At 49.6% G+C, this 23,858-nt stretch carries 20 protein-coding genes; 6 read left to right on the top strand and 14 right to left on the bottom strand.

Annotated elements, in window-relative coordinates; all coding sequences use genetic code 11:
* Nucleotides 1–5 precede the first annotated feature (5 nt).
* The 8 genes from AC5JLP_RS06790 to AC5JLP_RS06755 all read right to left on the bottom strand — a co-directional run bounded on the left by AC5JLP_RS06790 (nucleotide 6) and on the right by AC5JLP_RS06755 (nucleotide 13,968).
* Nucleotides 6–2,507 carry a TonB-dependent siderophore receptor gene (locus AC5JLP_RS06790; RefSeq protein WP_496067164.1) on the bottom strand — a complete coding sequence of 834 codons (2,502 nt, stop codon included), beginning with the start codon at nucleotides 2,505–2,507 and terminating at the stop codon, nucleotides 6–8.
* A 152-nt stretch (nucleotides 2,508–2,659) separates the two neighbouring features.
* Nucleotides 2,660–3,769 (bottom strand): PepSY-associated TM helix domain-containing protein, encoded by a 1,110-nt coding sequence (locus tag AC5JLP_RS06785; protein WP_496067163.1) that lies wholly within the window; start codon nucleotides 3,767–3,769, stop codon nucleotides 2,660–2,662.
* A gap of 50 nt (nucleotides 3,770–3,819) precedes the next feature.
* Nucleotides 3,820–4,686: a TonB-dependent siderophore receptor gene (locus tag AC5JLP_RS06780; RefSeq protein WP_496067248.1), complete on the bottom strand. Its 867-nt coding sequence runs from the start codon at nucleotides 4,684–4,686 to the stop codon at nucleotides 3,820–3,822.
* 18 nt (nucleotides 4,687–4,704) lie between these two features.
* Nucleotides 4,705–6,339, bottom strand: coding sequence for a TonB-dependent receptor plug domain-containing protein (locus AC5JLP_RS06775; RefSeq protein WP_496067162.1), 1,635 nt, complete (start codon nucleotides 6,337–6,339; stop codon nucleotides 4,705–4,707).
* A 144-nt stretch (nucleotides 6,340–6,483) separates the two neighbouring features.
* Nucleotides 6,484–7,620 carry a PepSY-associated TM helix domain-containing protein gene (locus AC5JLP_RS06770; protein ID WP_496067161.1) on the bottom strand — a complete coding sequence of 379 codons (1,137 nt, stop codon included), beginning with the start codon at nucleotides 7,618–7,620 and terminating at the stop codon, nucleotides 6,484–6,486.
* 25 nt (nucleotides 7,621–7,645) lie between these two features.
* On the bottom strand, nucleotides 7,646–10,171 hold the full coding sequence (locus tag AC5JLP_RS06765; RefSeq protein WP_496067160.1) for a TonB-dependent siderophore receptor: 2,526 nt from the start codon (nucleotides 10,169–10,171) through the stop codon (nucleotides 7,646–7,648).
* Between the two features lie 57 nt (nucleotides 10,172–10,228).
* The gene (locus AC5JLP_RS06760; RefSeq protein ID WP_496067159.1) at nucleotides 10,229–11,374 is read right to left on the bottom strand and encodes a PepSY-associated TM helix domain-containing protein; all 1,146 of its coding nucleotides are present in this window, start codon (nucleotides 11,372–11,374) and stop codon (nucleotides 10,229–10,231) included.
* 26 nt (nucleotides 11,375–11,400) lie between these two features.
* Nucleotides 11,401–13,968: a TonB-dependent siderophore receptor gene (locus tag AC5JLP_RS06755; protein WP_496067158.1), complete on the bottom strand. Its 2,568-nt coding sequence runs from the start codon at nucleotides 13,966–13,968 to the stop codon at nucleotides 11,401–11,403.
* Nucleotides 13,969–14,480: 512 nt separating this feature from the next.
* On the opposite strand from AC5JLP_RS06755, the gene AC5JLP_RS06750 reads away from it, so the two are divergent.
* From AC5JLP_RS06750 to AC5JLP_RS06740, 3 genes are all read left to right on the top strand, one after another.
* The gene (locus AC5JLP_RS06750; protein WP_496067157.1) at nucleotides 14,481–15,290 is read left to right on the top strand and encodes a MotA/TolQ/ExbB proton channel family protein; all 810 of its coding nucleotides are present in this window, start codon (nucleotides 14,481–14,483) and stop codon (nucleotides 15,288–15,290) included.
* Entirely contained in the window at nucleotides 15,283–15,690 is a 408-nt protein-coding gene (locus AC5JLP_RS06745; RefSeq protein WP_496067156.1) for an ExbD/TolR family protein, read from the top strand. Before AC5JLP_RS06750 ends, AC5JLP_RS06745 begins: the two co-directional genes overlap by 8 nt.
* Nucleotides 15,691–15,943: 253 nt before the next feature.
* Nucleotides 15,944–16,201, top strand: a complete 258-nt coding sequence (locus tag AC5JLP_RS06740; RefSeq protein WP_496067155.1) for an Asr1405/Asl0597 family protein — start codon at nucleotides 15,944–15,946, stop codon at nucleotides 16,199–16,201.
* A gap of 36 nt (nucleotides 16,202–16,237) precedes the next feature.
* Here AC5JLP_RS06740 and AC5JLP_RS06735 read toward each other — a convergent pair whose 3' ends face one another.
* The 5 genes from AC5JLP_RS06735 to efeU form a co-directional block, all read right to left on the bottom strand.
* Nucleotides 16,238–16,600: a FeoA family protein gene (locus AC5JLP_RS06735; protein ID WP_496067154.1), complete on the bottom strand. Its 363-nt coding sequence runs from the start codon at nucleotides 16,598–16,600 to the stop codon at nucleotides 16,238–16,240.
* A 32-nt stretch (nucleotides 16,601–16,632) separates the two neighbouring features.
* Entirely contained in the window at nucleotides 16,633–17,913 is a 1,281-nt protein-coding gene (gene efeB / locus AC5JLP_RS06730) for an iron uptake transporter deferrochelatase/peroxidase subunit (RefSeq protein ID WP_496067153.1), read from the bottom strand.
* 4 nt (nucleotides 17,914–17,917) lie between these two features.
* Entirely contained in the window at nucleotides 17,918–18,832 is a 915-nt protein-coding gene (gene efeO, locus AC5JLP_RS06725) for an iron uptake system protein EfeO (protein ID WP_496067152.1), read from the bottom strand.
* A 146-nt stretch (nucleotides 18,833–18,978) separates the two neighbouring features.
* The gene (locus AC5JLP_RS06720) at nucleotides 18,979–19,377 is read right to left on the bottom strand and encodes a cupredoxin domain-containing protein (protein ID WP_496067151.1); all 399 of its coding nucleotides are present in this window, start codon (nucleotides 19,375–19,377) and stop codon (nucleotides 18,979–18,981) included.
* A 29-nt stretch (nucleotides 19,378–19,406) separates the two neighbouring features.
* Entirely contained in the window at nucleotides 19,407–20,240 is an 834-nt protein-coding gene (gene efeU, locus AC5JLP_RS06715; protein ID WP_496067150.1) for an iron uptake transporter permease EfeU, read from the bottom strand.
* Nucleotides 20,241–20,331: 91 nt separating this feature from the next.
* Between efeU and AC5JLP_RS06710 the strand changes: the two genes are divergently transcribed.
* The 3 genes from AC5JLP_RS06710 (at nucleotide 20,332) to AC5JLP_RS06700 (ending at nucleotide 23,212) form a co-directional block, all read left to right on the top strand.
* Nucleotides 20,332–20,607 carry a hypothetical protein gene (locus AC5JLP_RS06710; RefSeq protein WP_496067149.1) on the top strand — a complete coding sequence of 92 codons (276 nt, stop codon included), beginning with the start codon at nucleotides 20,332–20,334 and terminating at the stop codon, nucleotides 20,605–20,607.
* Between the two features lie 128 nt (nucleotides 20,608–20,735).
* Complete coding sequence (locus AC5JLP_RS06705) at nucleotides 20,736–21,554, top strand: alpha/beta fold hydrolase (protein ID WP_496067148.1); 819 nt, start codon at nucleotides 20,736–20,738, stop codon at nucleotides 21,552–21,554.
* Between the two features lie 74 nt (nucleotides 21,555–21,628).
* A complete protein-coding gene (locus AC5JLP_RS06700; protein ID WP_496067147.1) occupies nucleotides 21,629–23,212 on the top strand; it encodes a Na+/H+ antiporter in 1,584 nt (527 codons plus the stop codon).
* 26 nt (nucleotides 23,213–23,238) lie between these two features.
* Here the strand turns inward: AC5JLP_RS06700 and AC5JLP_RS06695 are convergent, their stop codons facing one another.
* The gene (locus AC5JLP_RS06695) at nucleotides 23,239–23,418 is read right to left on the bottom strand and encodes an SDR family NAD(P)-dependent oxidoreductase (protein WP_496067146.1); all 180 of its coding nucleotides are present in this window, start codon (nucleotides 23,416–23,418) and stop codon (nucleotides 23,239–23,241) included.
* Between the last annotated feature and the right edge of the window lie 440 nt (nucleotides 23,419–23,858).

The following is a 23,858-nucleotide window of genomic DNA, read 5'->3' as shown; positions in this document are numbered from 1 at the left end:
CAACACTAAAACTCCACCGAAAAGGAGCCAATCACGGTTAACGGTGCACCAGGTTCAATGCCACTGGTACGACTGCCAGAGTTGGAAGCCACGAAGTAGTCAATATCAAACAGGTTTTTGATGTTGATGGCTAGGCGGTAGTTATTTCGACGGTAAAAGATGGCGGCATTGGTGACAAAGTAATCGCCCAACCGATAGGTGTTGTTTAAATCGCCCTCGCGGTTGCTGACATAGTTAAACCCAAACCCAACGCCCAATCCCTGTAAATCGCCCCGCTGAATCGTGTAGGTTGTCCACAAGCTGGCGTTATTTTTGGGCACACCCACTAGACGATTACCAATGGGAATCGCAGAATCTTGGGTGACTTCCGCATCGGTATAGGCATAAGCGGCAATGATATTCCAACCGGGCAGAATCTCTCCTGACAAATCGAATTCAACGCCGCGACTACGTTGTTCTCCAGTGGCGATCGAAAAATCGGGATTCACTGGATCAGTCGTTGCCACATTCTGTTTGGTGATGTTGTAGTACGCTAACGTGGCAAACAACTTGCTTCTCAGCAATTCAGCCTTAACCCCAAATTCGTAGCCTCGCCCCCGTTCCGGTTCTAGAAAAGCGCCACTGACCGTCGTACCAGAGTTGGGATTGAACGATCGCGAGTAGCTACCGTAGAGCGAAATTTCGGGAATGGGTTGATACACTAGACCCACTCTAGGAGTCACCGCGTCATTATTTTGAGTCGATTCAGAATTGATGGGATTAAAGAAGTTAGGATCGCGTTGCCTAATTTGTTTCACCGTGTCATAGCGCACGCCTGCCAGAAGTTTTACATTGTCGAGTAAGGCGACCTGATCTTGCAGGTAAAGCCCTAACCTGTTTTGTGAGGTCAGATCATCAATCACGACAGGTAGAATTGCCAAGTCAGGTCTGGGATTGGCTCCATAAATCGGATCAAAAAGATTGATAACGGTGGGTGGTGAAAAATCTGATAGTCCAAAAAACCGCTCGGTTTGGCGACTCAGATCAACGCCAAATAGCAGGGTATGAGCGATAGAGCCTGTGGTAAATCTACCTGTGACATTGGTCTGAAGGGCATAGGTGCGAAAATCTAAATCGCGTGTTGTAAAGAAGCGGGATAAGTCTCCTGTTGCCTCGTTAAAAGCAGCGGGAAAATAGAAATCGGAGATAAACCGCTGTTGGAAGAATCGGAAAGCGTTGTTGATTTTCCAGTTGTCGTTGAAACGATGCTCGAAGTTATAACCAACATTGAAAAACCGCTGTTCACTTTTGTCAGCCGATTCGTTAGTGATGCGATCGCGCGGCACTCTAACAACTCCCGTACCAAAGGCAACCAAACCCGCATCTAACGGTCGCTTGTCGTTGATGTAGCCTAACTCAAAGGTGATGTCGGTGCGATCGCCAATCTTCCAGGTTAAACTGGGCGAAACGAATGTTCGCTGATTGTTCTGGTCATATCCGCGAAAGCCATCTTCGTTTTGAAACAGTGCATTCAAGCGGTAAAGCAGATTGCCATTTGCTGTAATGGGACCAGAAAAATCAATCCGGGGTCGAACAAAGCCGCGACTGCCAACCTGGAGTTCAGCTTCATAGAACGGGTTTGATAACGGCTTTTTGCTCACCACATTGATCGCGCCACCGGGTTGAATTTCACCATACAGGATAGAAGCTGGACCCTTAAGGACTTCAATCCGTTCCAAGTTTGCCGTTTCAGGAATGGATTGAAAAAAGTCGTACTGCCGAAACCCATCGCGTAAGATTGGCGCACCCGAAAACCCGCGAATGGTAAAATCTGTGAAGCCTCCCGCAAAGTTGGTCGCTGTCACCCCACTGACGTTACGAAGCGCTTCATCCAAGCGAGTCACCTGCTGTTCCCGGATAATCTGCTGTGGAATGACCTGAATGGCTTGCGGCACATCGCGTAACGGCGTATCGGTACGTGTACCAGCCGTTGCATTCGGCACAAAATATCCTCGCTGCCCAGTGCCCGTCACCACCAGTTCCTCATCCGGTGTTTGACCTTCTGGATTAAGGCTGTATGCCAGTCCTCCGGTTTTCAGCGTTACATCTGAGGTGGGCAATCCAGCTTTTCCAGCTACATTGATTTGAATAGTAGTGGCATTGACTTGAGTGACGATGACGTTGGTGATGTCGCCTGTGGGATTATCTGCGCGGAAATCATTCCCAGTGGGTAAGGACAGTACTGCGTTGGAGATACTGGCGGTTAGCGCGTTCCCTTCAGAGGTGAATTTAGTGGCATCTACTTGTAACGCTTGATTATTAAGTGTGTCTAAAACAATTTCCAATCCCGTTGATGTGGGATTCAAACGCACACTCGTAATTTGTACAGTTGCTTGAGTGGTTGTCTGCTCAATTTGACTGATCCAATCGTTGACGGTAGTTGCCGATCGCGGTAAATCACGAATACGAGTAATATCTGATCCCGATTTAGCTATATTGGTGCCTTCGTTTCCTTGAACCGATTGCATGGTTAATGGAGCGAAGATAGTAAGCCACAACAGGGAATGAATAAACCAAACAGTTTTCACAATGAATCCTCGCACACAAGTGAATAGGATATTGGTCAGTTAGGCCAGTAGACTAGAGAGAAGATGGCATTGAAGCATTGCACCCAAACGTTTTAAGGAAGGGGATTAACCTGAGCTTGCTGCGCGATTTGTAACTCTGCGTTGCGTCTTGCTAATAGTCCGCGTCTACGTTTCCAGGTGATTAAGCCCGTGATCAATAGAATGGTAGGCATTAAACCCATAAAGACGTAGAGAACCCGCGTTGCCAGCCCACCAAAGGTACCGAAGTGTAGATCAGCGATCGTTATAATTACCTTGAAAAACCCTTCTGGCTTCACGACTCTGTTGGTCTGCAACACCTTGCCGCTGGCGCGATCGATCTCCACGCTGCTGAGGTCAAAGCGCCCGGTTTCTTGATTCGGTAGTTTTTTATGGATGGAAACCGTCTGGGGTTCAGTTTCGAGGAATACCATCATAGTTGTCTTGCCTTCAGGTATGGCGGCGTCGGCTCTACGCAGGAGCTCACTCAAGGCAAGGGATGATGGTTGCGGTGCCGATTTTACGGCAGGTGGGGTACTTAGCGCTGGCAGCACATGCAAAGCGACAATCACAATGCCGGTTGCTGACAGAACGAGCAAAAACACGGCGGAGATTATACCTCCTACATTGTGGAGGTCAAAGCTCACTAGAGCAGTGGGTGCGTGCCAGCGAATTCTGAACCCGTTTGCCAGCCTACGCCAACCCGCCCACAAGATGATTCCGGTGAGGGCGGTTAGCAGCAGAGAGAGGCCCGCTATACCGATAACTACCATGCCTCCAGTGCCTGACAGCAGTTCCTCATGCAGACTATAAAGGAACCCGATCGGCGATCGTTCCCACACTCGTTCTCCTAGCACTGCACCTGTATAGGGGTTGACAAAGGTTTCTAGCCGATGTCCGTTGGGTTCCTTCATAGCGACCAGATAGGTTTCATCTGGTTTGCGAGGAAACATAACAAACTGCAATGGCAAACTGGGGTGAGCAGCCTGTACAGGGGTAAGAATGGTGTCGATGGAAACCTGTTCGGCTTGGGGAGTGGCTGATTGGAGCGATCGATGGAGCGCGTGATCCAGTTCCTCACGAAACACGATGCTGGCACCTGTGAGACTGCTCACAACCAGCAATAATCCCATCACAGTGCCAATGAAACCATGTAGTCGTAATGCCAGGTTGCGGAACGTCATGCGATGTTCTCTCACAAATTCAAGTTAGTTGGATTAGAAATTAAGCTTGCTCAAAAGTCATAGGACACAGAGCCAATGACGGTGAACGGTTCACCAGGATAAAGACCGGAATCTCTGGCAGTGCCAACCGCCTCAATGTAATTGGCATTCGAGAGATTTTTGAAATTCACAGCCAGTCTCAACTTGTCGCGGTGATAAAAAATAGCCGCATTCGGTGTGATATAGCTATCCACCCGGAAACTGTTAGGTAAGCCGCCCTGACGTTCGCCGACCAGGTTAAAGCCAAACCCAAAGCCCAAGCCTTTCAGGTTGCCACTCTGAATCTCATAGGTAGTCCACAAGCCCGCGCTATTGAACGGAATTCCGGCCAGACGATTACCGACAAACTCTGGGTTGGTGTCTTCTGTCACCCTGGCGTTGGTGTAGGCGTAGCTGGCAATCACATTCCATCCCGGCAGAATTTGCCCGGTGATGTCCAGTTCCACACCAGTGCTGCGCTGCTTGCCTGTGGCGATAGAAAAGAAGGAATTATTGGGATCAGTCACTGCCACTTTGCGTTTGGTAATGTCAAAATAGGTGAGCGTGGCAAAGAGTTTACGGTTTAGCAGTTCGGCTTTGATGCCCAACTCGTACCCCTCGCCGCGCTCTGATTGCAGAGGGTTTCCGCTGGATGTGGTGGCAGTGTTAGGTGAAAACGATTGGGAATAGCTGGCGTAGAGCGATAGTTCTGGGATCGGTTGATAGACAATGCCGACGCGGGGAATCAGTGCATCTTCATCTTGTGTCACGTCCGTTCCACCGGGACTAAACAACACGTCTGGGCTGGTCGTTTTGCGATGTACCGTGTCGTACCGCAAGCCTCCCAGCACAATCAGGTTATCCAACAGATAAATCTGATCCTGCAAATAAATTCCTATCCGGTTGATGTTGTCGGTTTAATCAGCCACAACGGGTAAGGAGGCGGTATTAGGTCGGGGAGTTAGCCCGTACACCGGGTTAAAAATGTCGAGGAGAAGGGGATTCACAAAGTCGCCGATCGTCACATTGGTCTGATCACTATGGTTAAAATCAACCCCAAACAGAAAAACGTGTCTCACTGATCCAGTATTGAATTTGCCCTGCACATTGGTTTGCACGGAATACGATTTTTCAGTACCATCCTGATCCGCAAAAAATCGCAGCAGCGTGCCTTGCGGTTCAATCAGCGACAAGGGCAGCGCAATCAGGTTGAAACTGTAGTCGGTCGCGATGTAACGAAAGGCATTGCGAATTTTCCAATTCTCGCTAAAGCGATGCTCTAAGTTGTAGCCAACGCTCGTGAATTTGTTGGTAATCGTGTCATCGGGTTCGTTGAACACGCGATCGCGCGGTACGGGTGCCACACCATTGCCAAAGGCAGAGATACCTCGATCGGCTGGACGCTTATCGTAGGTGTACTCCAGGGAAAGGTTCAGGTCAGTGTTTGGATCAATCTTCCAGCTTAAGGCAGGCGCAATGAAGTACCGATTTTGCTCGGTGCTGTAATCGCGGAAGGTATCGGCGTGTTGATATAGCCCATTCAACCGATAAAGCAGATTGCCATTCGCCGTCAGAGGTCCAGAAATGTCAAACCGGGGGCGCACCAGGTTGCGGCTACCCACTTGCAATTCCACTTCGTAAAATGGCTGGCTCAGTGGTTGCTTCGACACCAGGTTCACCAATCCACCGGGTTGAATATCTCCATACAAGATGGAAGCCGGACCTTTCAGCACTTCCACCCGTTCCAAATTGGCAAGCTCTGGAAACCCCTGAACGAAACTGTAGAGTCGGAAACCATCACGCAAGAGGGGCAACGTTGTGTAAGAGGCACCAAAACCACGAATGGCAAAATCACTACTGCGACCAAAGTTAGTGCCTTGGAACGTTACGCCACTGACGTTTCGCAGTACTTCTTCAATGCGAGTGGACTGCTGGGCTTCAATTACTTCTTTGGGCACCACCTGAATGGATACCGGAGTATCGCGAATCGGCGTGTCGGTACGGGTGGCGCTGGAGGCGTTAGGGGCGAAGTAGGGAGAACCGGGGCGATTTCCTGTCACCACCAATTCTTCTTCCGGTGTTTGCCCTTCTGGATTGAGGCTGTATGCCAGTCCTGCCGTTTTCAATGTCACCTCTGACTTGGGCAGTGCATCTTTCCCTGCCACATTCACCCGAATGCTGCTCGCATCCACTTGCGTCATCCGCACGCTAGTAATGTCTCCGGTAGGGTTCTCCGCGCTAAATTCCTGAGCCGATGTCAGTGACAACACCGCGTTGGGAATGTCTGCAACCAAGCTGTTACCCTCTGCGCGAAACTTTGTGGCATCTACCTGCAATGGTTTTCCATCAGCTGTTTCCAGAGTAATGTTCAAACCTGCTTCGCTACGTTCAAGGGCGACTCCTATCACTTTTACAAGTGAGACATCGGGGGTGGTTTCAACTTGAGTCAGCCACTCTTTGATGGTTTTAGCAGGCTGCTTCAAGTCGCGAAGTTTAGTCGTAGCAGTAGACGATAGTTGTGCCGTTTCATGAGCCTGCACGATTGGAACCATCAGTAAAGAGGTAGTACTGATTAAGCATAGGGAGTGAATCAACAAAAATGGCTTCATAGTAAATCCTCACACGATGAAAAATTTTGAAAAATGGGAATCGAGCTTTGGAGCTGCGATCACTGCGGACTCTGTAAAGCATCACGCTCAACGATTGGCGATCGTCTCTTCACTGACCTCAACCAATCGGATATCTTTGCGTTTGCGATACCACCACATCACAAAACCTGTTGTGAATAGAATGAGCGGCGTTAAACCAACAAGCACATACAAGATGCGCGTGGGAAGACCGCCAAACGTGCCATAGTGCAACGGAGAAAATGAATTGAGGACGACTTCCGCACGAGTCGGCTTTAAGCCATCCTGGATTCGCAGCACCTTACCGCTGAATTGATCGAGATAAATTTGTGTGCTCCCCCATTTGCTGGTTTCTTGAGGTTGTTTTTTACTTAACCATAAAGGGGCTTCAGATTTGGTGGGGAAGAATAGTCCAGTGGTAGGTGCATTGGGAACAGCCACATCGGCGCGTTGGAGCAACTCGGTCAGCGAAAGCGGCTGTTTGCCAGGGATTGGTTGGGAAACAGGATCTGGCAGTTTGGGCGTGAACGTTGCAGCGTAGATCGCCGCTTCTACTTTGGCTTCAGGCACATTCCAGGCAAAACCTGTGAAGCCAATGAAGGCAAGAAAAACAGCGGTAATAATGCCTGCAACTTTGTGAAGGTCAAAGTTAACGCGCTTGATATGACTTGCCCATTTGATCTTGAAGCCACTGATGAGTTTCCTCCATCCGGGCCATAATACAATACCCGTAAGGCTGAGAATCAAAGTAACGAGCGCCACAACACCCATGATGAAGGTGCCTGTGGCACCTGCGAGAAGTTGGTAATGCAGTTTGAATGTGAAACCAAGCCAGGTATCATCCCAAACGCGATCGCCCATCACTTTGCCAGTGTATGGATTCACAAATACTCGAAAATCCTTCTCGTCTGCATTTTCAGCCCGGAACTCATACGGCTCTCCCTCAAACATCTCAACGTAAGTGAGGTTAAATTTGGGTGTGGACGCATAGGTGGTGTTAATAGTATTAACTAGAGATTCTAGGGGAAGGCGATCGCCCACTGGCACGACACGCCCAATTTGCTTTTCCAACAAGAAGCTGTCAATCTCCTGCTCAAACACCAGAATGCTGCCAGTCACGCCAGCGATGCAGAGCAAAATTCCAGCCACTAAACCCAGCCAGCGATGTAGATGAAAGGTGACTGTGCGAATAATTTTGTGGTTCATGGTAGAAACTCAATGGAATTGCCAATCAGAATGTGTAAGAAACCGTTCCCAAAACTGTCAGTGGAGGTTGAGGTGTAATTAAAAATCCACGAGTTTTGTAGCTTTCCACATTGGTCAAATTATTGACATTCAACTGCACTTTCCATTTATCCCGCTTGTAGAAGATCGATGCATCGACCCGAAAGTAGCTAGGTAGGTCTACATCTGTGTTAGGTAGAACTGCATCTGCTTTACTCACGTAATAAAGTCCTAGACCACCGCCAAATCCTCTCAGGGGTCCTGCTTGAATTTCATAACTATTCCATAGTCCAAATTGATGTTTAGGTGCGCCAGCGAGTTTATCTCCAACTGGAATCGTGGTATCTTGACTCACAAATGCATCAGTCAGAGCATAGGACAGTACGGTGTTCCAGCCATTCACAGGACGACCGACCAGGTTAAATTCGATCCCCCGACTCTTTTGCTCTCCCGTTTGAATGCTGAAGCGATCGTCCTCTGGATCGGTGATCAATACATTTTTTTTGGTGATTTCGTAAGCGGCAAATGTCGCAGATAATCGATTGGGAATCACATCGGCTTTAATGCCTGCTTCAAACTGTTTGCCTCGCTCTGGGTCAAAGGATGCTCCAGTTCGACTCGTACCAAAAATCACGGGATTGAATGCTGTGGCGTAGTTAGCGTAGAGTGAGAGCCAGTCCGTGAGTTGATACACCAGACCCACACGAGGACTGAAAGCAAGATCGGTGACATCCTTTAAGAGTGCATTGTCAAATCCTCCACGATCAGTTGAGCGGGCTAAGTCTAAGCGTCCACCAGCTAGCAGTTTCCATTGTTTTGAGAATGTGGCTTGATCCTGAAAGTAAAGGCTAATGGCATCAGTTCCATACTCATCTGGACCAAATTCATCAACAAAGGAGCTTTCAGGTCGTGCGCCATAGATAGGATTGAAGAGGTCAATGGGAGCGATCGTCGCACCAAAAAACTGGTATTGGAACCGATAACGCAACAGTTCAATGCCTAATAGAACTTGATGGTCAATTGAGCCTGTTTTAAATTTGCCAATCAACTCGTTTTGCAGCGTAAAGTTCTGTTGTTTTTCATCGGCAGTAGATACGCCACGATTCACCGTGCGGCGATCTTCCTGCAAAGAGCCTGGTGCGATCGTAAATTCGTCAAGTGTTGCGATCGCAACTGCAAATCCAGAGCGAAATTTCCAATTTTGATTGAACTGATGTTCCAACACGTAACTGGCACGCCAGTAGTTCGCTGTCGTATCATCTTCATTGGGCTCGCCTAAGAAGCGGCTGATTGGAACCCGAAAGCTTTCCGGCTCAGGCAAAAGACCTCGATCAAAAATAAATTTATAATTCTGATATTCAAAGTTGAGAGTCAGTTTAGTCTTGGGACCAAGCTGAAACGAAAGCGCTGGAGCGACAAAAATACTTTTTGAGTCTACAAAATCCCGAAAGCTACCCGCATTCTCATAGGCTAGATTGAGACGATAGGCTGCCGTTTTCTGGGCATTGAGCGGACCAGAGAGATCCAGCGCTCCTTGATAAAAATCAAAACTCCCTATTGTCAGGGAAGGTGAATAGTAGGGCTGTTTAAGGGGTTGCTTGCTAACAACGTTCACCAGTCCACCCGGTTCATTTTGTCCATAGAGAACGGAGGCAGGACCTTTGAGAAATTCGATTTGCTCAACCCCCGCAAAATTGATAGGGTTGGCAAAGCTGAATTCCCGAAACCCATCCCGGTAAACAGTGGAAGCACTGTTAAAACCTCGAATAATAAAACTTGCGGTTGGAATCCCACCGTAGGTGTCAAAGGGTTGAACTCCTGGCACGTTGTCAGCGACTTGATCAATTCGCGTGATCTGGCGATCGTCCAGCAGTTGTCGGGGAATAATCTGAATCGATTGGGGAATGTCGCGCAATGGCGTATCGGTTTTGGTTGCTGTTGTAGAATCAGGAACCCGGTAGCCACTCTGTCCTTCACCTGTGACCACGAGTTCTTCTTCCGGTGTTTCCCCTTCCGGGTTGAGGCTATATGCCAAGCCAGCCACTTTCAGCGTGACATCAGACTTGGGTAAGGCAGTCGTCCCCACCACACTGACGCGAATCGTAGCAGCATCCATCTGAGTGATGCGAACCGTAGCAACTTCACTCGTCGGGTTCTCAGCACTGAATTCCTGGGCATTAGGTAATACCAACACCGCATTCGGGATGTCCGCAATTAAACTCTTGCCCTCGGCTCTAAACTTCGTGGCATCCACTTGCAAGGGTTTACTGTCAGCAGTTTCTAAGGTGATGTCAAGTCCAGTGTCGGCACGTTCCAGCTTCACTCCAGTTACCTGCACCGAGGCAGTACTGGGTGTGTTCTCACTTTGAGCCAGCCATTCTTTAACAGTTTTGGCAGGTTGTTTTAGATTACGCAGGTTAGTGGATGTAGGCGATCGCTCAGGTGCCATTTCATTCGCTTGCACGACTGGAATGAAAAGCAGGGATGCGGTACTGACTAAACACAGGGAATGAATTAACGAAAATGATTTCACAACAAACCCTCACACAACTGAAAACTAGAAAACTTGAACTGAGATGGAAGCGATCGCTCAGCGTCGCGCGATCGTCTCTTCACTGACCTCAACCAAGCGAATATCTTTGCGTTTGCGATACCACCACATCACAAACCCTGTCGTAAACAGAATCAGCGGCGTTAAACCGACAAACACATACAAGATGCGCGTCGGTAAGCCACCAAAGGTACCGTAGTGTAGTAAATCGAAGGAACTGAGAATCTTGTCGCCCAATGATGCCTTTAACGAATCATCAACGCGCAAAATTTGACCACCGTACTGGTCCAGGTAAACATTGCTGATGCCATATTCCTGTCGTTCCTGGGTTTGCTTCATCCGAAGCCGCAGGGGTGCTTTAGGGTCTGCTGTTAAGTCAATGCTTCGCAAAGCTCCGCTGGGTAGGGCAAGTTGAGCCGTTTTCATCTGTTGGCTGAGGGAACGAGGAGATTGACCTGCGATCGGCTGAGAAGCGAGATCAGGCGGAGCAGGACTGAAGGTAATGGCACGGATAAATGGGTCAACATAGCCTAAATTCCAGGCAAACCCAGTGAAGAAGGTGAACAGTAAAAAAGTGGCAGCTGTAATCCCCAATAGTTTGTGTAGATCAAAGTTAAGGCGCTTGGGGTGAGCATTCCACTTAATCTTGAAACCTGCAACTAGTTTGCGCCAGCCGGGCCACAAGATAATGCCTGCAACCACAACAATGCACATACCCAAACCGACCCAGCCAACGATGTATAAACCCAGATCGCCTAACTTCAACGATGTGTGGAGTTCATACACAATCGCTAGAAAATGCTGTATGGCGTTGGGATGCAGGCTGTCGCCTAAAATTGCTCCCGTATAAGGGTTAACGTAAACACTGACCCAATCATTGCTGGTAACTGAGATGATGACATTAAAAAAATCATCGGGTTTAGCTGGAAAATAAACCCGTTGCAGTGACATATTTGGCTGGTTAGTATAAGCGGTTTTGACCCGTTCCAGAACTACTTCCAGCGGTAAGCGATCGCCCTGAGGAATGATCGGATCAAGATGCCGATGCAATAAAAAGTCGTTGATTTCACTCTGAAAGACAATCATGCTGCCAGTTAAACCAATCACGATCGCAATCAGCCCGATTGCAAAACCCAGGAGGCGATGTCCTTTAAAGATCCAGGTGCGGAGAGTTCTGAACGTCATAGCAGAGATTCCAAGCTTAAAAAGAATCAAAAATTCACGGAAACGGTTCCCTGGACAGTAAATGGCGTTTGTGGAAAGACCAGGTAGTCATTGGATTCGTAGTATTTCACGTTGCCGAGGTTCTTGAAGTTGAGGGCAATGCGTCCGTTATTCCATTTGTAGAAGAGAGCAGCATCAAATCTGACGTAGGAAGGCAGGATTAATGGATCATCAATGTTGGCCGTGCGATCGCCGACAAAAAATAGCCCTCCCCCAATGCCAAACCCTTTCAAGCCACCCGCTTGAAATTCGTAGGTTGTCCACAAACTTGCCCCATGAGTCGGTGCATTAGTCAGGCGGCGACCTTCAGGAAGATTGTTATCTTTGCTGACAAACGCATCATTCAAGTAACCGGACGCAATCACTTTCCAACCGAGTAGAATTTCCCCAGCAACATCCAGTTCAATCCCCCGGCTTTTCACCTCTCCAATAGCGATCGAGAATTGTTCATTACTTGGATCTGTGGTGGGAATATTGGTTTTTCTAATGTCATACGCTGCAAACGTGGCTGACAGCCGCTTATTGAAAAATTCACCTTTCACACCGATTTCAAACTGAGTACCGCGTGAAGGCTCTAGCGACTCTCCACTGGCAGTTCTAGAATTATTGGGTTCAAAAGAACGGCTATAGCTGGTATAAAGCGAGATCGGTTCAATCGGTTGATAGACAATACCAACGCGAGGGGAAAACGCACCATCATAAAACTCACTCCGAACAGGGTCACTATTGATGCTGATGTCACTGATGGACTTGGTGTCGTACCAAACAAAATCATATCTGCCACCCACCAGTAGTTTGAGCTTGGGGAGCAAAGTCATCTGGTCTTGCAAGTAGATGCCGACATTATTAGAGCTTTGCTCAAAGAAGTTATCAGGATCAGGAATACGGGGTAAGCCATAGACAGGATTGAAAATGTCGAGTGTACCCTCAAAAATCCCACCGATGCCGTTGTCAGCCTGTTGCCTCCGGCGCAGTTCCAGCCCCGCCAGGAGTTGATGGGCAACAGAACCCGTTTTGAAATTACCAATTAAATCTGTTTGCAGCGCATAGGTATCAACGTGAGTTAAACCGCCAAAATACCCGCGATCGGTCAAGGTTCGACCGTCTGCATCGAGTTCTCCAGGCTGAGTCACAAAACTGTTTTGTTTCTCAGAAAGGTAGACAAATTGGCTTCTCAGGCGGAGATTTTGATTAAACCGATGATCCAGCGTTAAACTGACGCGATGTTCCTCAATGTCTTGAAAATCAAGTTCAGGTTCGCCGATATTCAGACTTCTGCGTACCTTCAAAAAGGCAGGTACGGGTCGTAAACCGCGATCGAATCCCAGTTTCGCATTGAGATATTCATAGGCAAGGGTAAGGTTAGTTGAGTCGCTAAACCGATAAGTGACAACAGGAGCAATGAAGAAAATATTATTGTCAATGAAATCGCGGTAGCTGCCAGAGTCTTCGTAGGAAACATTCAAGCGATATAACAATCGTTCGTCTTGGGTTACGGGTCCGGTCAAGTCGATCGCCCCTTTGTAGAAGGCGTAGCTGCCAGCAGTAAAGTCAGCAGCATAAGCGGGACGGCTCAAGGGTTTCTTGGTGACATAATTCACGACTCCACCAGGTGACACTGCTCCATACAGCACCGAAGCAGGTCCCTTTAGCACCTCTACCTGTTCAATATTGCCGCCATCAATGAAAAAGTTTGTACCCCCTACAGAGAATCCATCCTTTAAAAAGTTGGTATAGAAGCCACGGGAGCGGACATCGCCAAAGAGGTTGCCGTAGCCCGATGCGATCGTTGTGCCTGAGACGTTCCGAGTCGCGTCGGTAATACGCGTGATTCCCTGATCTCTGATCACCTGCTGGGGCACAATCTGAATCGATTGGGGAATGTCGCGGAGGGGAGTGTCTGTTCTTGTGGCAGTAGTGGCATCCGGTACGCGATATCGTCCCTGCCCTTCACCTGTGACCACGAGTTCTTCTTCCGGTGTTTGGCCTTCTGGATTGAGGCTATACGCCAGTCCGCTCACCTTCAGCGTCACATCTGATGTGGGCAATGCCGTTGTGCCGACCACACTGACGCGAATGGTGGAAGTATCGATCTGGGTCACGCGAACATTAGCAATTTCTCCCGTCGGGTTCTCAGCACTGAACTCTTGAGCATTGGGCAATGCCAACACTGCGTTTGGAATGTCCGCAACCAGGCTCTTACCCTCAGCTCGAAACTTGGTAGCATCGACCTGTAAAGGTTTTCCATCAGCAGTTTCCAGGGTAATATCCAAGCCATCCTCGACCCGTTCCAGCTTCACCCCACTCACCGATGCAGGCGAGTTTTGGGTGATCAGCTTCTCCCATTCCTTGAGCGTCGTGGCAGGACGATTAAAGTCCTTCATGCGAGTCCCGATCGCTGTCGGTTTCTGCGTTTCTACCGCTGCCGTTCTTCCCACTGGTAGTTCTCTCGCCTCAGCCTTTGAGTGAGAGAGGCTCAACGATAGCAGAGACGCGATCGCGCTTTGCACAACAATGTCAGTCACAACCCCTAATTCTAAATGCCACTTTTTCACAACTTCTCCTCACAGGCCCGTAACGTTATTTGCAACAAAAATTGCCCGCCTCAGAGAGACGGGTAGAAACATTTGCCAGCCTTATGAGAAGAACTAGCGTTTCTTATTGCGAATAAGTTTTAGTAATAATCAAAAAGCTATGCTGCTTAGTGACTAAAGTCAAGCCTTTCGTTGCCAAAAAATTATTGACTCTAAGCCAGCTTCAAATCGATGCACCCTTCTTAAAGAGGAGGTTTTAGCACTTTTAAGACTGAGAGATGCCTTTAAGAAATCATAAGTTTTCTTAACCATACGTCTTGAGTACTTGAGAATTGATGACGATCGCCTACTGATTGTCTTAGGCCGCTTTTGCGTCCAGAGATCGAGCAACTCAGTGTGAGCAACAGAAATTAATTGGGTAATCTACTTGATATAAGTTCCTATTAAACTCTATAGTGCTTTTGAAAGATTGTGTCATCCGTCAGTCGTTCGACGTGGGTGCTGACCGATGTCTACCCTTCGTAGAGGAGTTCATGCCAAGACTCAACGAACTATTCGCAGCAGGCGGCATCATTATGGTGCCGCTGATCGGGTTCTCGATCGCTGTCATTGCCCTGGCAGTCGAGCGGTTTGTGTTCTGGTATCGTGTTAAACGCCGCCAACATCCAGTGATTCGGGATGTCCTGAAACGTTACCCACAGAAACCTGACCTGGCGATCGAGACGCTCAAACGCAACCTTGATCTATCCGTTGTCCGCATTTTTCTAGAAGCCCTTTCGCTCAAAGATGCCAACCCTGAAGCATTTCGGCTGGCGTTAAATGGCGCAATTCAGGCAGAGTTGCCTCTCTTAAAACGGTTCTCACCCATTTTTGAAACGGTTGTGGGTCTCGCTCCCCTGCTCGGACTGTTGGGCACCATCATGGGGCTGATTCGCTCCTTCAGTTCACTGAATCTTGGCGAAATTGGCGGCACGAAAACGCTGGGTGTCACCGCCGGAATCAGTGAGGCACTGGTCGCCACCGCTACTAGGGCGTGTTTTAAAACCCTCGAAAGCCCCCCACCCCCAATTCTGGGGGCTTCCAAACAGGCTTCAAAGTCCCCCAATCTTGGGGGCTTAAAGCCCTTTGGGCATACAAGAAAAGGGGGCAGAAGCTTCAGCAACGAAGCGATTAGGAGTTTTAAAACACAGCCTAGCTTAACTGTGGCAGCCATCGCCCTTTTGCTTGCTAACACCTTTCGCGCCTTTTACCAGCGGCAACTCGGTCTGATTGAAGAGTATAGCGTCCAGCTAGAACTGATCCATCGTCGTGCTCACAGAGTTTTGGAATCATCCTATGCGTAGGCAACTGTCTGAAGAGCTGGAGCGACCCACCGAAATTAATGTTGTCCCGTTGATCGATGTGCTGTTTGCGCTGTTGACCTTTTTCATCCTCTCGACGTTGTTTCTAGTGCGCTCTGAAGGGTTGCCAGTCAATCTGCCCAAAGCTACCACTGCCAAACCGCAAGCCGCGAGTCGATCGACGGTGAGCATTGACAAAGCGGGAAAAGTCTTCTTGAACAAAGCGCCCATCCAGGTTGATAACCTGGCAAACACCATTAAAACGCAGCTTAGCCCCGGTCAGGAACTGGTTGTCGTTCTGAACGCCGATGGTTCTGTAACCCACAGTCATGTGATTGAAGTAATGGATCAACTGCGTCAAGTGCCGGAAGCCAAACTAGCCATTGCCACCCAACGGAAGTGATTATGCTTGCCTCAGACTTAACCACTGCTCAAGATTTAACCACCACTCAACGGACAAAAAAAGGGAAAGCGGTTAGAACCTATCTACAGCGATCGCAGCCTTGGCTTAACGATTCCAGGAGAAAGGCTCTCGTTATCAAGATGAGCATCCTACCTTTCATTGCTCAAATCGTTACGTCATTGTGCAGTGCTCTCAAGCATTCTAAGCACTGTCAGCCGCTTATTGCCAATCATTCTTTACTGATGCCAATCGCATGAATTTAGAGAATCTTCCTTGCCAGCCCCAAGACCTGACCGAAGTGAGCTGTGAAGACCGCTGGCAGGTCTATCAACGGTTGCAAACATTAGACATTCCCTGTCAGTGTGCTGCCTACCAACCTTTGAGGGTGCAACTGGACAGTGTTGCTATGGTCATTCAAGTCTGGAGCGTTGTGCGAAGCGTGACAGCATCAAAGCAAACTCTATCGGCTTGGCTAGAAATCTGTTGGCAGCTCGATTACTTCCAGCAATAGCCCAAGACCAGATCATTTAGACCATTCTCACCGTCTTCAGATTGGTTCTACGATAATTGACTGCGCCATCGCCGAACCGATTCCCAGGCTTTTACCGTGCAACAACACAACAACTGAACCACTGGCGGTGCGGCTTACGATCTGCACGGTCACACCAGATGTTAGCCCTCTGGTAATCAAGTTGTTCGCATCTTGATGCAACGCGATGATGCGAACGCGATCGCCGGCTAGAGTTTGAGAGAGACACCTCATCTGAACCGGATCGCCATTGTTCTGCAAAGAGGGTGATGGCTCGGCTGAATCTTGGGAATGATGCTTCTGGCTCACAAAAGTGAAACCCTGCCAGCCTGGTTGGAGCGGTGAGTCTGAGTTATGCTTTGAGCGATCGCGTCGATGCATCCTCAATTTCTCCTGATTCAGTTATTCGATACTCAGGTTGGTGTGCTTTCTAATAGCGATTGCCCCAAATACTGCCCTTTAGCCGTGACTCCTGGCAAGGCAAAGAAAAAGCCGCCCCCGATCGGCTTGATATATTCCTCTAAGGGTTCACCCTTCAAGCGGTTTTGCACGGTAATGAAGCCTCGCTCTAAGTCTGCCTGAAAACAAACAAACAGTAAGCCCATGTTCAGATGCCCCGATCGATCGACCCCTTCTGAGTAGTTGAAGCCGCGTCGTAAAATCAGCCCCTTTTCGGACTGGCGTGGGTTTGCCAGTCGAATATGAGCGTCGAGTGGAATGTGTGTTCCCGTTGGATCGTGAGCATAGTCAGGACGATCGCGCTCATAATGCATTCCTAGAGGCGCACCAGACCCTTTTTCGCGCCCAATAATTTCCTCCTGCTCTTGCAGTGGCGTGCGATCCCATCGTTCTACTAAATTACGAATGACCCGCACGACCTGATAAGTTCCACCTGTGGCCCAATTCGGTTCATCGCTGGTTGGCTGTACCCATACAGTGCGATCCATCAATTTAGTGTCGTTGACCTCTAAATTTGCCGTGCCATCTTTGAAGCCCAGCAGGTTTCGCACCGTGTCTTTGCCAAGCTTTTTTAGCGTGTGGGGTGGCAGAAAGCCTTCCATCTTCCAGCGGACGGTCAGTAAGTCAGGCAGATGTTTGAGAATGTCCCGCAGGGCGTGAATGTTCGTCTCAGCCGTATTTGAGCAAAATTGCAGCAAAAGATCGCCATGACACAAATCCGGATCGAGTTGGTCATTGGGAAAATTGGGCATTGCCATCAGGCGACGTGGCTTCAGCGCTTGTAACCCAAAGCGTTGATCAAACAATGAACTGCCAAGGGCAACCGTCATGGTGAGATTATCAGGAAACACGTTGGTGCCCAACACGCCTGAATCGCTGGGGGGAAACTTGGCATCGATCGGCGGTGGGGTACCGCCCGCCATCAGGAATGCTGTGCGCTGGGTGAGCGTCTGAAATAAGCGCACCAAATCAGTCCTGGTTTGAGCGGTCACATCAAACGCTACCATTAACGCCGCCGCCGGAGCGGGATTGATCACGCCTGGTTGATGCACACCCCAGAAAGGTACACTCATTTCAGTGGTATCTTCTTCGCGTTTTTGCAGCGATCGATACCCTAATGTGGTCAGTGCTGCTAGCCCTCCGGCGGCGGCCATACCAACCAACAGATCACGGCGACGCAGGTGAGGACTGATTCGCAACCAGGCTTGATCAGGACTCGATAGACTGTCCTTCATCGTTCTAATTCACTCCCAGCGTCCCACGCAGCTTGGACAAATCTTCTGATTGCGCTGCAATCACCGTTTTCAGCGTTTGTCGGTCTGCTTCCGTTAACTTGTCGTAGGACTCGAAGCCCCCATCGGCTGTTTTGTACTTTGTTAAACTGTCGTTGATGGTTTTGAAGTTATTATCAACTCGTCCCAGGAGAGTAGGATCAGCCTTTTCCAAGCTGGGACGCAAAAGTTCCACAATCTTTTGTGAACCGTCTACGTTCGCTTTGAAATCCCACAAGTCAGTCTTGCTGTAGCGGTCTTCCTCGCCGCTAATTTTGGTCGCTGCAACTTCCTCAATTAAGGCAGCGGCACCGCCTACCATATCTTTTGGCTTAATGGTGAGTGTGGCAATGCGTTTTTGCAGATCGAGTGAATCTTTTCTGAGCTTCTCAGCGATCGGCGTCATGCCTTTAGTGGTTTTGTCTTGAAACAACGCTTTTTCTAACCGATGGAAGCCTGTGAAGTTTGGATCATTCGCTTTCTTGGCAAAATCATCTTCGCGGGCATCCATGCTGCCGTCCAGGTCAGAAAAGAGTTCGGCGATCGGCTCAGAGCGCTCCCAATGAACACGAGTTGGCGCATAGAGTTTTTGCGCCGTTGCCACATCGCCCGCAATCACTGCATCGGTAAACGCCTTCGTTTTATCGACCAGTTGATCGGTTTCTTGTTCTACATAGGTCTTGTACTCTGCGATCGCTGAATCTAACTGCTTGGGATCGACCGCGACTTTGCCAGATGTTGCTGGTTCTGCACTGGGAGCGCTGGCTTGTGAACTGGTATTTGCTTCTGGTGCTTTAGAGGTGCATCCTCCTGCTACTAGAATGAGCAAACTAGCGGACAGGAAAGCAATAGAGCGAAACGCTTGTTTTGGGGTAGAAGTCATTTTAGTGATCTCAGTTGTGTTTTAAAGATGTAAATGGAAACAGATGGATTGTTGTAATGAAATGGATTGTTGTAATGAACTTAGGTAAGTTTAAGGGAGCGATCGCAGATCCTTCGAGGCAACCGACTTTGGTGCGATGACGATGCTCAGCTTTTTGTCCCCATCACCACAATCTTGCCTTTCGGATTACTGCGAAGACCGCACGTCATGATGTATTCTCCGGCTTTCAGTTCTGCCCCTAGCTTTTGCACAAAACCAGGTGCAATATTTTCGCGTTCTTCGACCACCATTACCCCTTCTAGAATTTCCCACTCCAGCGCTCTTGAACTTTTGTTTGTAATCACGAAGGTTGTGCGCCCAGCATCAACGGTCAACTGACCCGGTTCACAGCCAGTATCGGTTACGGTGACTGGCACCTCTTTAGCCTCTGCTTGGTTGGCAGACGAGCTGGTAGGTGAGGTACAGGCACTGGTCAGGTAGACTAGCCCGATCGCCAGCACTGACAAACTGAATTTTGAGTGAGACATAAATAATCGTTGCATCATACAGGTTGAGAACGTTGCTTTAATCTGGCTTACAAAGACTGCTTGACAGGGGTTTGACTGGTTCTACTACCCGCTAGAAAGAGCAGCATGACTGGAATCAGGTAACCCAGATAAACAATGACTTCGCCGACAGTTGGCGCATCGTTGTAGCCAAAAAAGCCAGCCAGCAACGACCCGATCAATCCCTGCGTCGGCAAGTTATTGCTGAGATCAAACACGACTCCTTGCAACCCATTCCAGACTCCCGCTTCGTGCAACGCGCGCACACCACCTGCTAGTAGCCCCGCCGCCACCAGAATAATGAAGGCTCCTGTCCACTTAAAGAAGCGCTTAAGGTTGATCCGAATGCCGCCTTGATAAATGCCCACGCCCACCACGATCGCCGCTACATAACCCAGGAAAGCACCGATCGGAATCTGAATGCCCACACTCTGTTGCAACGTTGCCAGCAAAAAGACTACGGTTTCTAATCCTTCGCGTGCTACGGCGAGAAACGCCATGCCTACCAGCGCCAGTCCTCCTCGATCGCCCGATTGGATAGCGGACTCCACCTGTGACTGCAACTCACCTTTGATGGAACGTGACGCGCGCTTCATCCAAAATACCATCCAGGTCAGCACGCCGACCGCCACAAACGCAATCACAGATGCAAATAATTCCTGTTGCTTTTGCGGAAAGTCTTGACGCGTTGCTTGCAACAAAATCGCCACACCCAGACACATCAACGTCGCTGAAGCAACACCTAGCCAGATGGCTTTCATGAGCTGAATGCGTCCCGTCTGACGCAGGTAGCTGGCGATAATGCCCACGATTAACGCCGCCTCCACGCCTTCCCGAAACATAATCAAGAAGGAAGCAAGCATGAAAACTCCTACTGAACTCTTGATTTCTAAACTTCTAAAGAGTGTGCAACTATTTGAGAATGCTTGTCAACTGCAAAGAGATAATAAATTTATGACATTTCTTGTTTCGCAGGACGACCAAGTTCTCACCACAATGCTGTACAAGAGGCCATCAGCCTTTGAGCGCGATTGGAAAGACGCGTTTCGTCTGTCGCGAGTACCGCTAGAGCCGCCGCAAATGCGATCGCCTTCGGATGCCCTCACGCAATTCAACCATGACGTGACAAAGGCGCTACTAACCTGGGAGCCACTTCAACTCGCTTACGGCAAACAACTGCTGGCATCTGCGCAACAACGGGGCGATCGCTCTCAGTTCAGTCATAAATGATCAAAATGTCTTTCACCTGATTCTAAAGCTGGGAGACTCGCCGTTAAAGGTAAAATTCAACCAGCCAGCATGAGCGATCATCGGCTCAGCAAGTCATTCAACCAACTATCACAGAGGTAAGCATCGCTATGTCTTTTACCCCGAAAAAAGTTCAGAGCTTTTGGCTCCTTTTGCTCGTCATCGTTGGCCTTGTGGTCAACGTCGTGATGCACCATCCCGACGCAGTAGCAGCACAACCATTGGGTCAAACGTCGAGCATCAAGCCCTCGATCGTGCTGGTGCATGGAGCTTTCGCGGATGGCTCTAGCTGGCAACGTGTGATCCCACTTCTAGAACGAGATGGCTACACGGTGACGGCTGTACAGAATCCCCTGACCTCTCTCGCCGATGATGTTGCTACCACCAAGCGAGTGATCGATGCCCAAAAAGGTAACGTCGTCGTGGTAGGGCATTCCTACGGTGGCAGCGTGATTACAGGGGCGGCGGCGGGTAACTCGCACGTGAAAGCGCTGGTGTATATCGCTGCCTACACTCCCGATGCAGGCGAAACGATTAGCGCCTTAAATGGTAAATACGCCCTTCCCCCGCTCGCCACTGCACTGGTACCAGATACGGCAGGCTTTCTCTACGTCGATCGAGCGAAGTTACACGATGTCTTCGCCAAGGATCTTTCAACGGCTGAGGCACGTGTGCTAGCAGCGACGCAAAAGCCTCTTATTGGCGCAGCGTTTGACCAAACCGTAACCAGCGCTGCCTGGAAGACGATCCCATCCTGGTATCTAGTGGCCCAGGAAGACCGTGCCATTAACCCTGAGCTTGAGCGCTTCATGGCAAAACGCATCGGTGCTAAAACGACCGAGATCAAGTCTAGTCATGTCCCTTTTCTCTCCCATCCCAACGAAGTCGCTAAATTGATCGAAGCAGCTGCCACTACTCCTGTGAAGTGAAAGTCGGTCAACGGTCAAAGCACTCACAACCCCACTACCTTCCACCACCAACCTAAAAAGCATCACACCTGTTTATGCATGAGATTGAAATTGTCTTGGGGCTACTGTTTGCAGTGACCGCCCTGGCAGTGATTGCCGAAAAAATTCAAATCGCCTACCCCATCCTGTTAGTTGTGGGTGGACTAGCGCTGGGCTTTGTGCCCGGTCTACCTCATGTTGAGCTGAAACCCGACGTGATCTTTCTGGTTTTCTTGCCGCCACTGCTGACTTCGGCGGCATGGTTCACCTCCTGGCGAGACTTCCGCGCCAACTTGAGGCCGATTTTGCTGCTGGCGATCGGTCTGGTGCTGGTGACGACGGGTGCCGTGGCGGTAGCGGCTCATGCGGTGATCGCAGGGATGACCTGGCCCGTCGCGTTTGTCCTGGGCGCGATCGTGTCGCCGCCCGATGCGGTGGCAGCGGCTGCCATTACGGAGCGGCTGAGTGTGCCCAAGCGCATTGTGGCAATTCTAGAAGGGGAAAGCCTGGTGAATGATGCGACGGGTCTAGTGGCGTATCGGTTTGCCGTAGCCGCAGTTGTCGCAGGCTCATTCTCGGTGTGGGACGCTGGACTGGGTTTTGTGCTGATCTCAGTGGGTGGCATCCTGGTCGGTTTAGCGGCGGGTTGGGTGACCATTTGGATTCATCGACAGTTGGATGAGCCATTAGTGGAAGTGACTGGCACGCTCTTGATGAGCTATGCCTCCTACCTGGTTGCTGAGCATTTGCATGTCTCTGGTGTGCTGGCGGCAGTTGCAGTTGGAATCTACCACCGCTGGCACAGTTCGGATGCCTTTACTCCCACCACGCGCATGCAGGCACTCGCAGTTTGGGAACTGTTTGTCTTTCTGCTGAACGGGCTTGTCTTCATTCTGATTGGGCTACAGCTTCCAGCTATTTTGGCGGCGATCGCCGAACGGTCAGCCATAACCCTTGCCTGGTATAGCCTCTTGATCAGCGTGGTTGTGATTGGGATTCGGATTTTGTGGGTGTTTCCCGCCGCTTATCTATCCCGTTTGTTTGACCGTCGGCTGCGGGAACGTGAACCCTCGACGCCCTGGCAGCAGGTGACGCTTATTGGTTGGACTGGCATGCGTGGCGTGGTTTCCTTGGCGGCGGCGCTCGCTTTACCACTTGCAACCAATGCGGGCACGCCCTTTCCTGAGCGCGACCTGGTGATCTTCCTCACCTTTTGCGTCATTCTAGTCACGTTAGTGTTCCAGGGGTTGACCTTACCGTTGCTGATCCGTTGGCTCAAGATCGCGGATGATGGCAATACCGAGCGTGAAGAGATGGAAGCTCGACTCAAGGCAGCCGAAGCCGCGATGGCACGGTTAGAGGAACTAATTGCTGAAGATAGTGCGCTTGCAGACGCTGAAATGGTGCAATGGCTGCGCAGGAAGTATGAGGAGCGCGTTCGCCAATATTGTGATGCCTGCCTTGACATGGATACTGGCAACGGTGAACAACTAGCGACACTCAAGGTGTTGCAACGAGAAGCTGTTGTGGCGGAACGCAACGTTGTGGTCAAACTGCGGAACCAGGGCGTGATCAATGATGAGGTGCTGCATCGACTGGAACACGAGCTTGATTTAGAAGCGATTCGGCTCAAGGCATGAGCGCTTGCTTCACTCGATACGTCTGATCACACAAACAAGCACTCTACCTCTGCATCACGAATCAGTACGGCCATTTCTCTGCCTTCTTGATTGCGTCTACCGGAGAACATCGCTTTTGCACCAGCCGCACCGAACGTAATTGCTGTTGCTCGACCAGTACCCAATGTGCCTCCAGTCACTAAGGCAACATTATGTTTAAAGAGCATGATTTAACCGCTTGTTCGTACCGCGCTAGCTGCTCAGCAGACAATCACTTCGTTGACATCAACACCTTTGCTCTCTTAAAGATTCTTGTTGAGATGACGGGAATGATCGATCGAGTCATACATGCCATTAAACAAGTTGTTATGAATGCTGTCACGGTTCAGAAAATCATGGGGAAAGCCTATTCGATTCCTTCTAAGGGAGGACACGTAGATAATCAACAGTAATGTAAGCTAAAACACTCACGCTTGTTACCCCCTGCAACCTTCTCCGTGTAAACAGAAGCCGCTTGAAGCAATGCTTAAGGAAATCATTGTCTTTCTGGAGATTCGACAGACTAAACTATCTTGGCAGCCGCTGGCTTACCATCTTCAAAAGCAGCATTAACCCTCTTTTGTTACCTCAACGAGAGCAAATTAAGCTGGAAGAAGCTGCGTTCTAC

This window comes from Stenomitos rutilans (assembly GCF_059505485.1).
The sequence above is the reverse complement of the archived record's forward strand: the minus strand, read 5'-3'. Positions and strand labels throughout refer to the sequence as shown.

What these genes read in the sequence shown, in the direction of transcription:
- efeU (WP_496067150.1), bottom strand. Translation starts at nt 20,240, where the DNA reads ATGCTTGCTTCCTTCTTGATTATGTTTCGGGAAGGCGTGGAGGCGGCG.
- efeB (WP_496067153.1), bottom strand. Translation starts at nt 17,913, where the DNA reads ATGAAGGACAGTCTATCGAGTCCTGATCAAGCCTGGTTGCGAATCAGT.
- AC5JLP_RS06705 (WP_496067148.1), top strand. Translation starts at nt 20,736, where the DNA reads ATGTCTTTTACCCCGAAAAAAGTTCAGAGCTTTTGGCTCCTTTTGCTC.
- AC5JLP_RS06785 (WP_496067163.1), bottom strand. Translation starts at nt 3,769, where the DNA reads ATGACGTTCCGCAACCTGGCATTACGACTACATGGTTTCATTGGCACT.
- AC5JLP_RS06745 (WP_496067156.1), top strand. Translation starts at nt 15,283, where the DNA reads ATGCGTAGGCAACTGTCTGAAGAGCTGGAGCGACCCACCGAAATTAAT.
- AC5JLP_RS06740 (WP_496067155.1), top strand. Translation starts at nt 15,944, where the DNA reads ATGAATTTAGAGAATCTTCCTTGCCAGCCCCAAGACCTGACCGAAGTG.
- AC5JLP_RS06790 (WP_496067164.1), bottom strand. Translation starts at nt 2,507, where the DNA reads ATGCAATCGGTTCAAGGAAACGAAGGCACCAATATAGCTAAATCGGGA.
- AC5JLP_RS06770 (WP_496067161.1), bottom strand. Translation starts at nt 7,620, where the DNA reads ATGAACCACAAAATTATTCGCACAGTCACCTTTCATCTACATCGCTGG.
- AC5JLP_RS06700 (WP_496067147.1), top strand. Translation starts at nt 21,629, where the DNA reads ATGCATGAGATTGAAATTGTCTTGGGGCTACTGTTTGCAGTGACCGCC.
- AC5JLP_RS06735 (WP_496067154.1), bottom strand. Translation starts at nt 16,600, where the DNA reads ATGCATCGACGCGATCGCTCAAAGCATAACTCAGACTCACCGCTCCAA.
- AC5JLP_RS06750 (WP_496067157.1), top strand. Translation starts at nt 14,481, where the DNA reads ATGCCAAGACTCAACGAACTATTCGCAGCAGGCGGCATCATTATGGTG.
- AC5JLP_RS06720 (WP_496067151.1), bottom strand. Translation starts at nt 19,377, where the DNA reads ATGATGCAACGATTATTTATGTCTCACTCAAAATTCAGTTTGTCAGTG.
- AC5JLP_RS06710 (WP_496067149.1), top strand. Translation starts at nt 20,332, where the DNA reads ATGACATTTCTTGTTTCGCAGGACGACCAAGTTCTCACCACAATGCTG.
- efeO (WP_496067152.1), bottom strand. Translation starts at nt 18,832, where the DNA reads ATGACTTCTACCCCAAAACAAGCGTTTCGCTCTATTGCTTTCCTGTCC.
- AC5JLP_RS06695 (WP_496067146.1), bottom strand. Translation starts at nt 23,418, where the DNA reads ATGCTCTTTAAACATAATGTTGCCTTAGTGACTGGAGGCACATTGGGT.
- AC5JLP_RS06760 (WP_496067159.1), bottom strand. Translation starts at nt 11,374, where the DNA reads ATGACGTTCAGAACTCTCCGCACCTGGATCTTTAAAGGACATCGCCTC.
- AC5JLP_RS06775 (WP_496067162.1), bottom strand. Translation starts at nt 6,339, where the DNA reads ATGGTTCCAATCGTGCAGGCTCATGAAACGGCACAACTATCGTCTACT.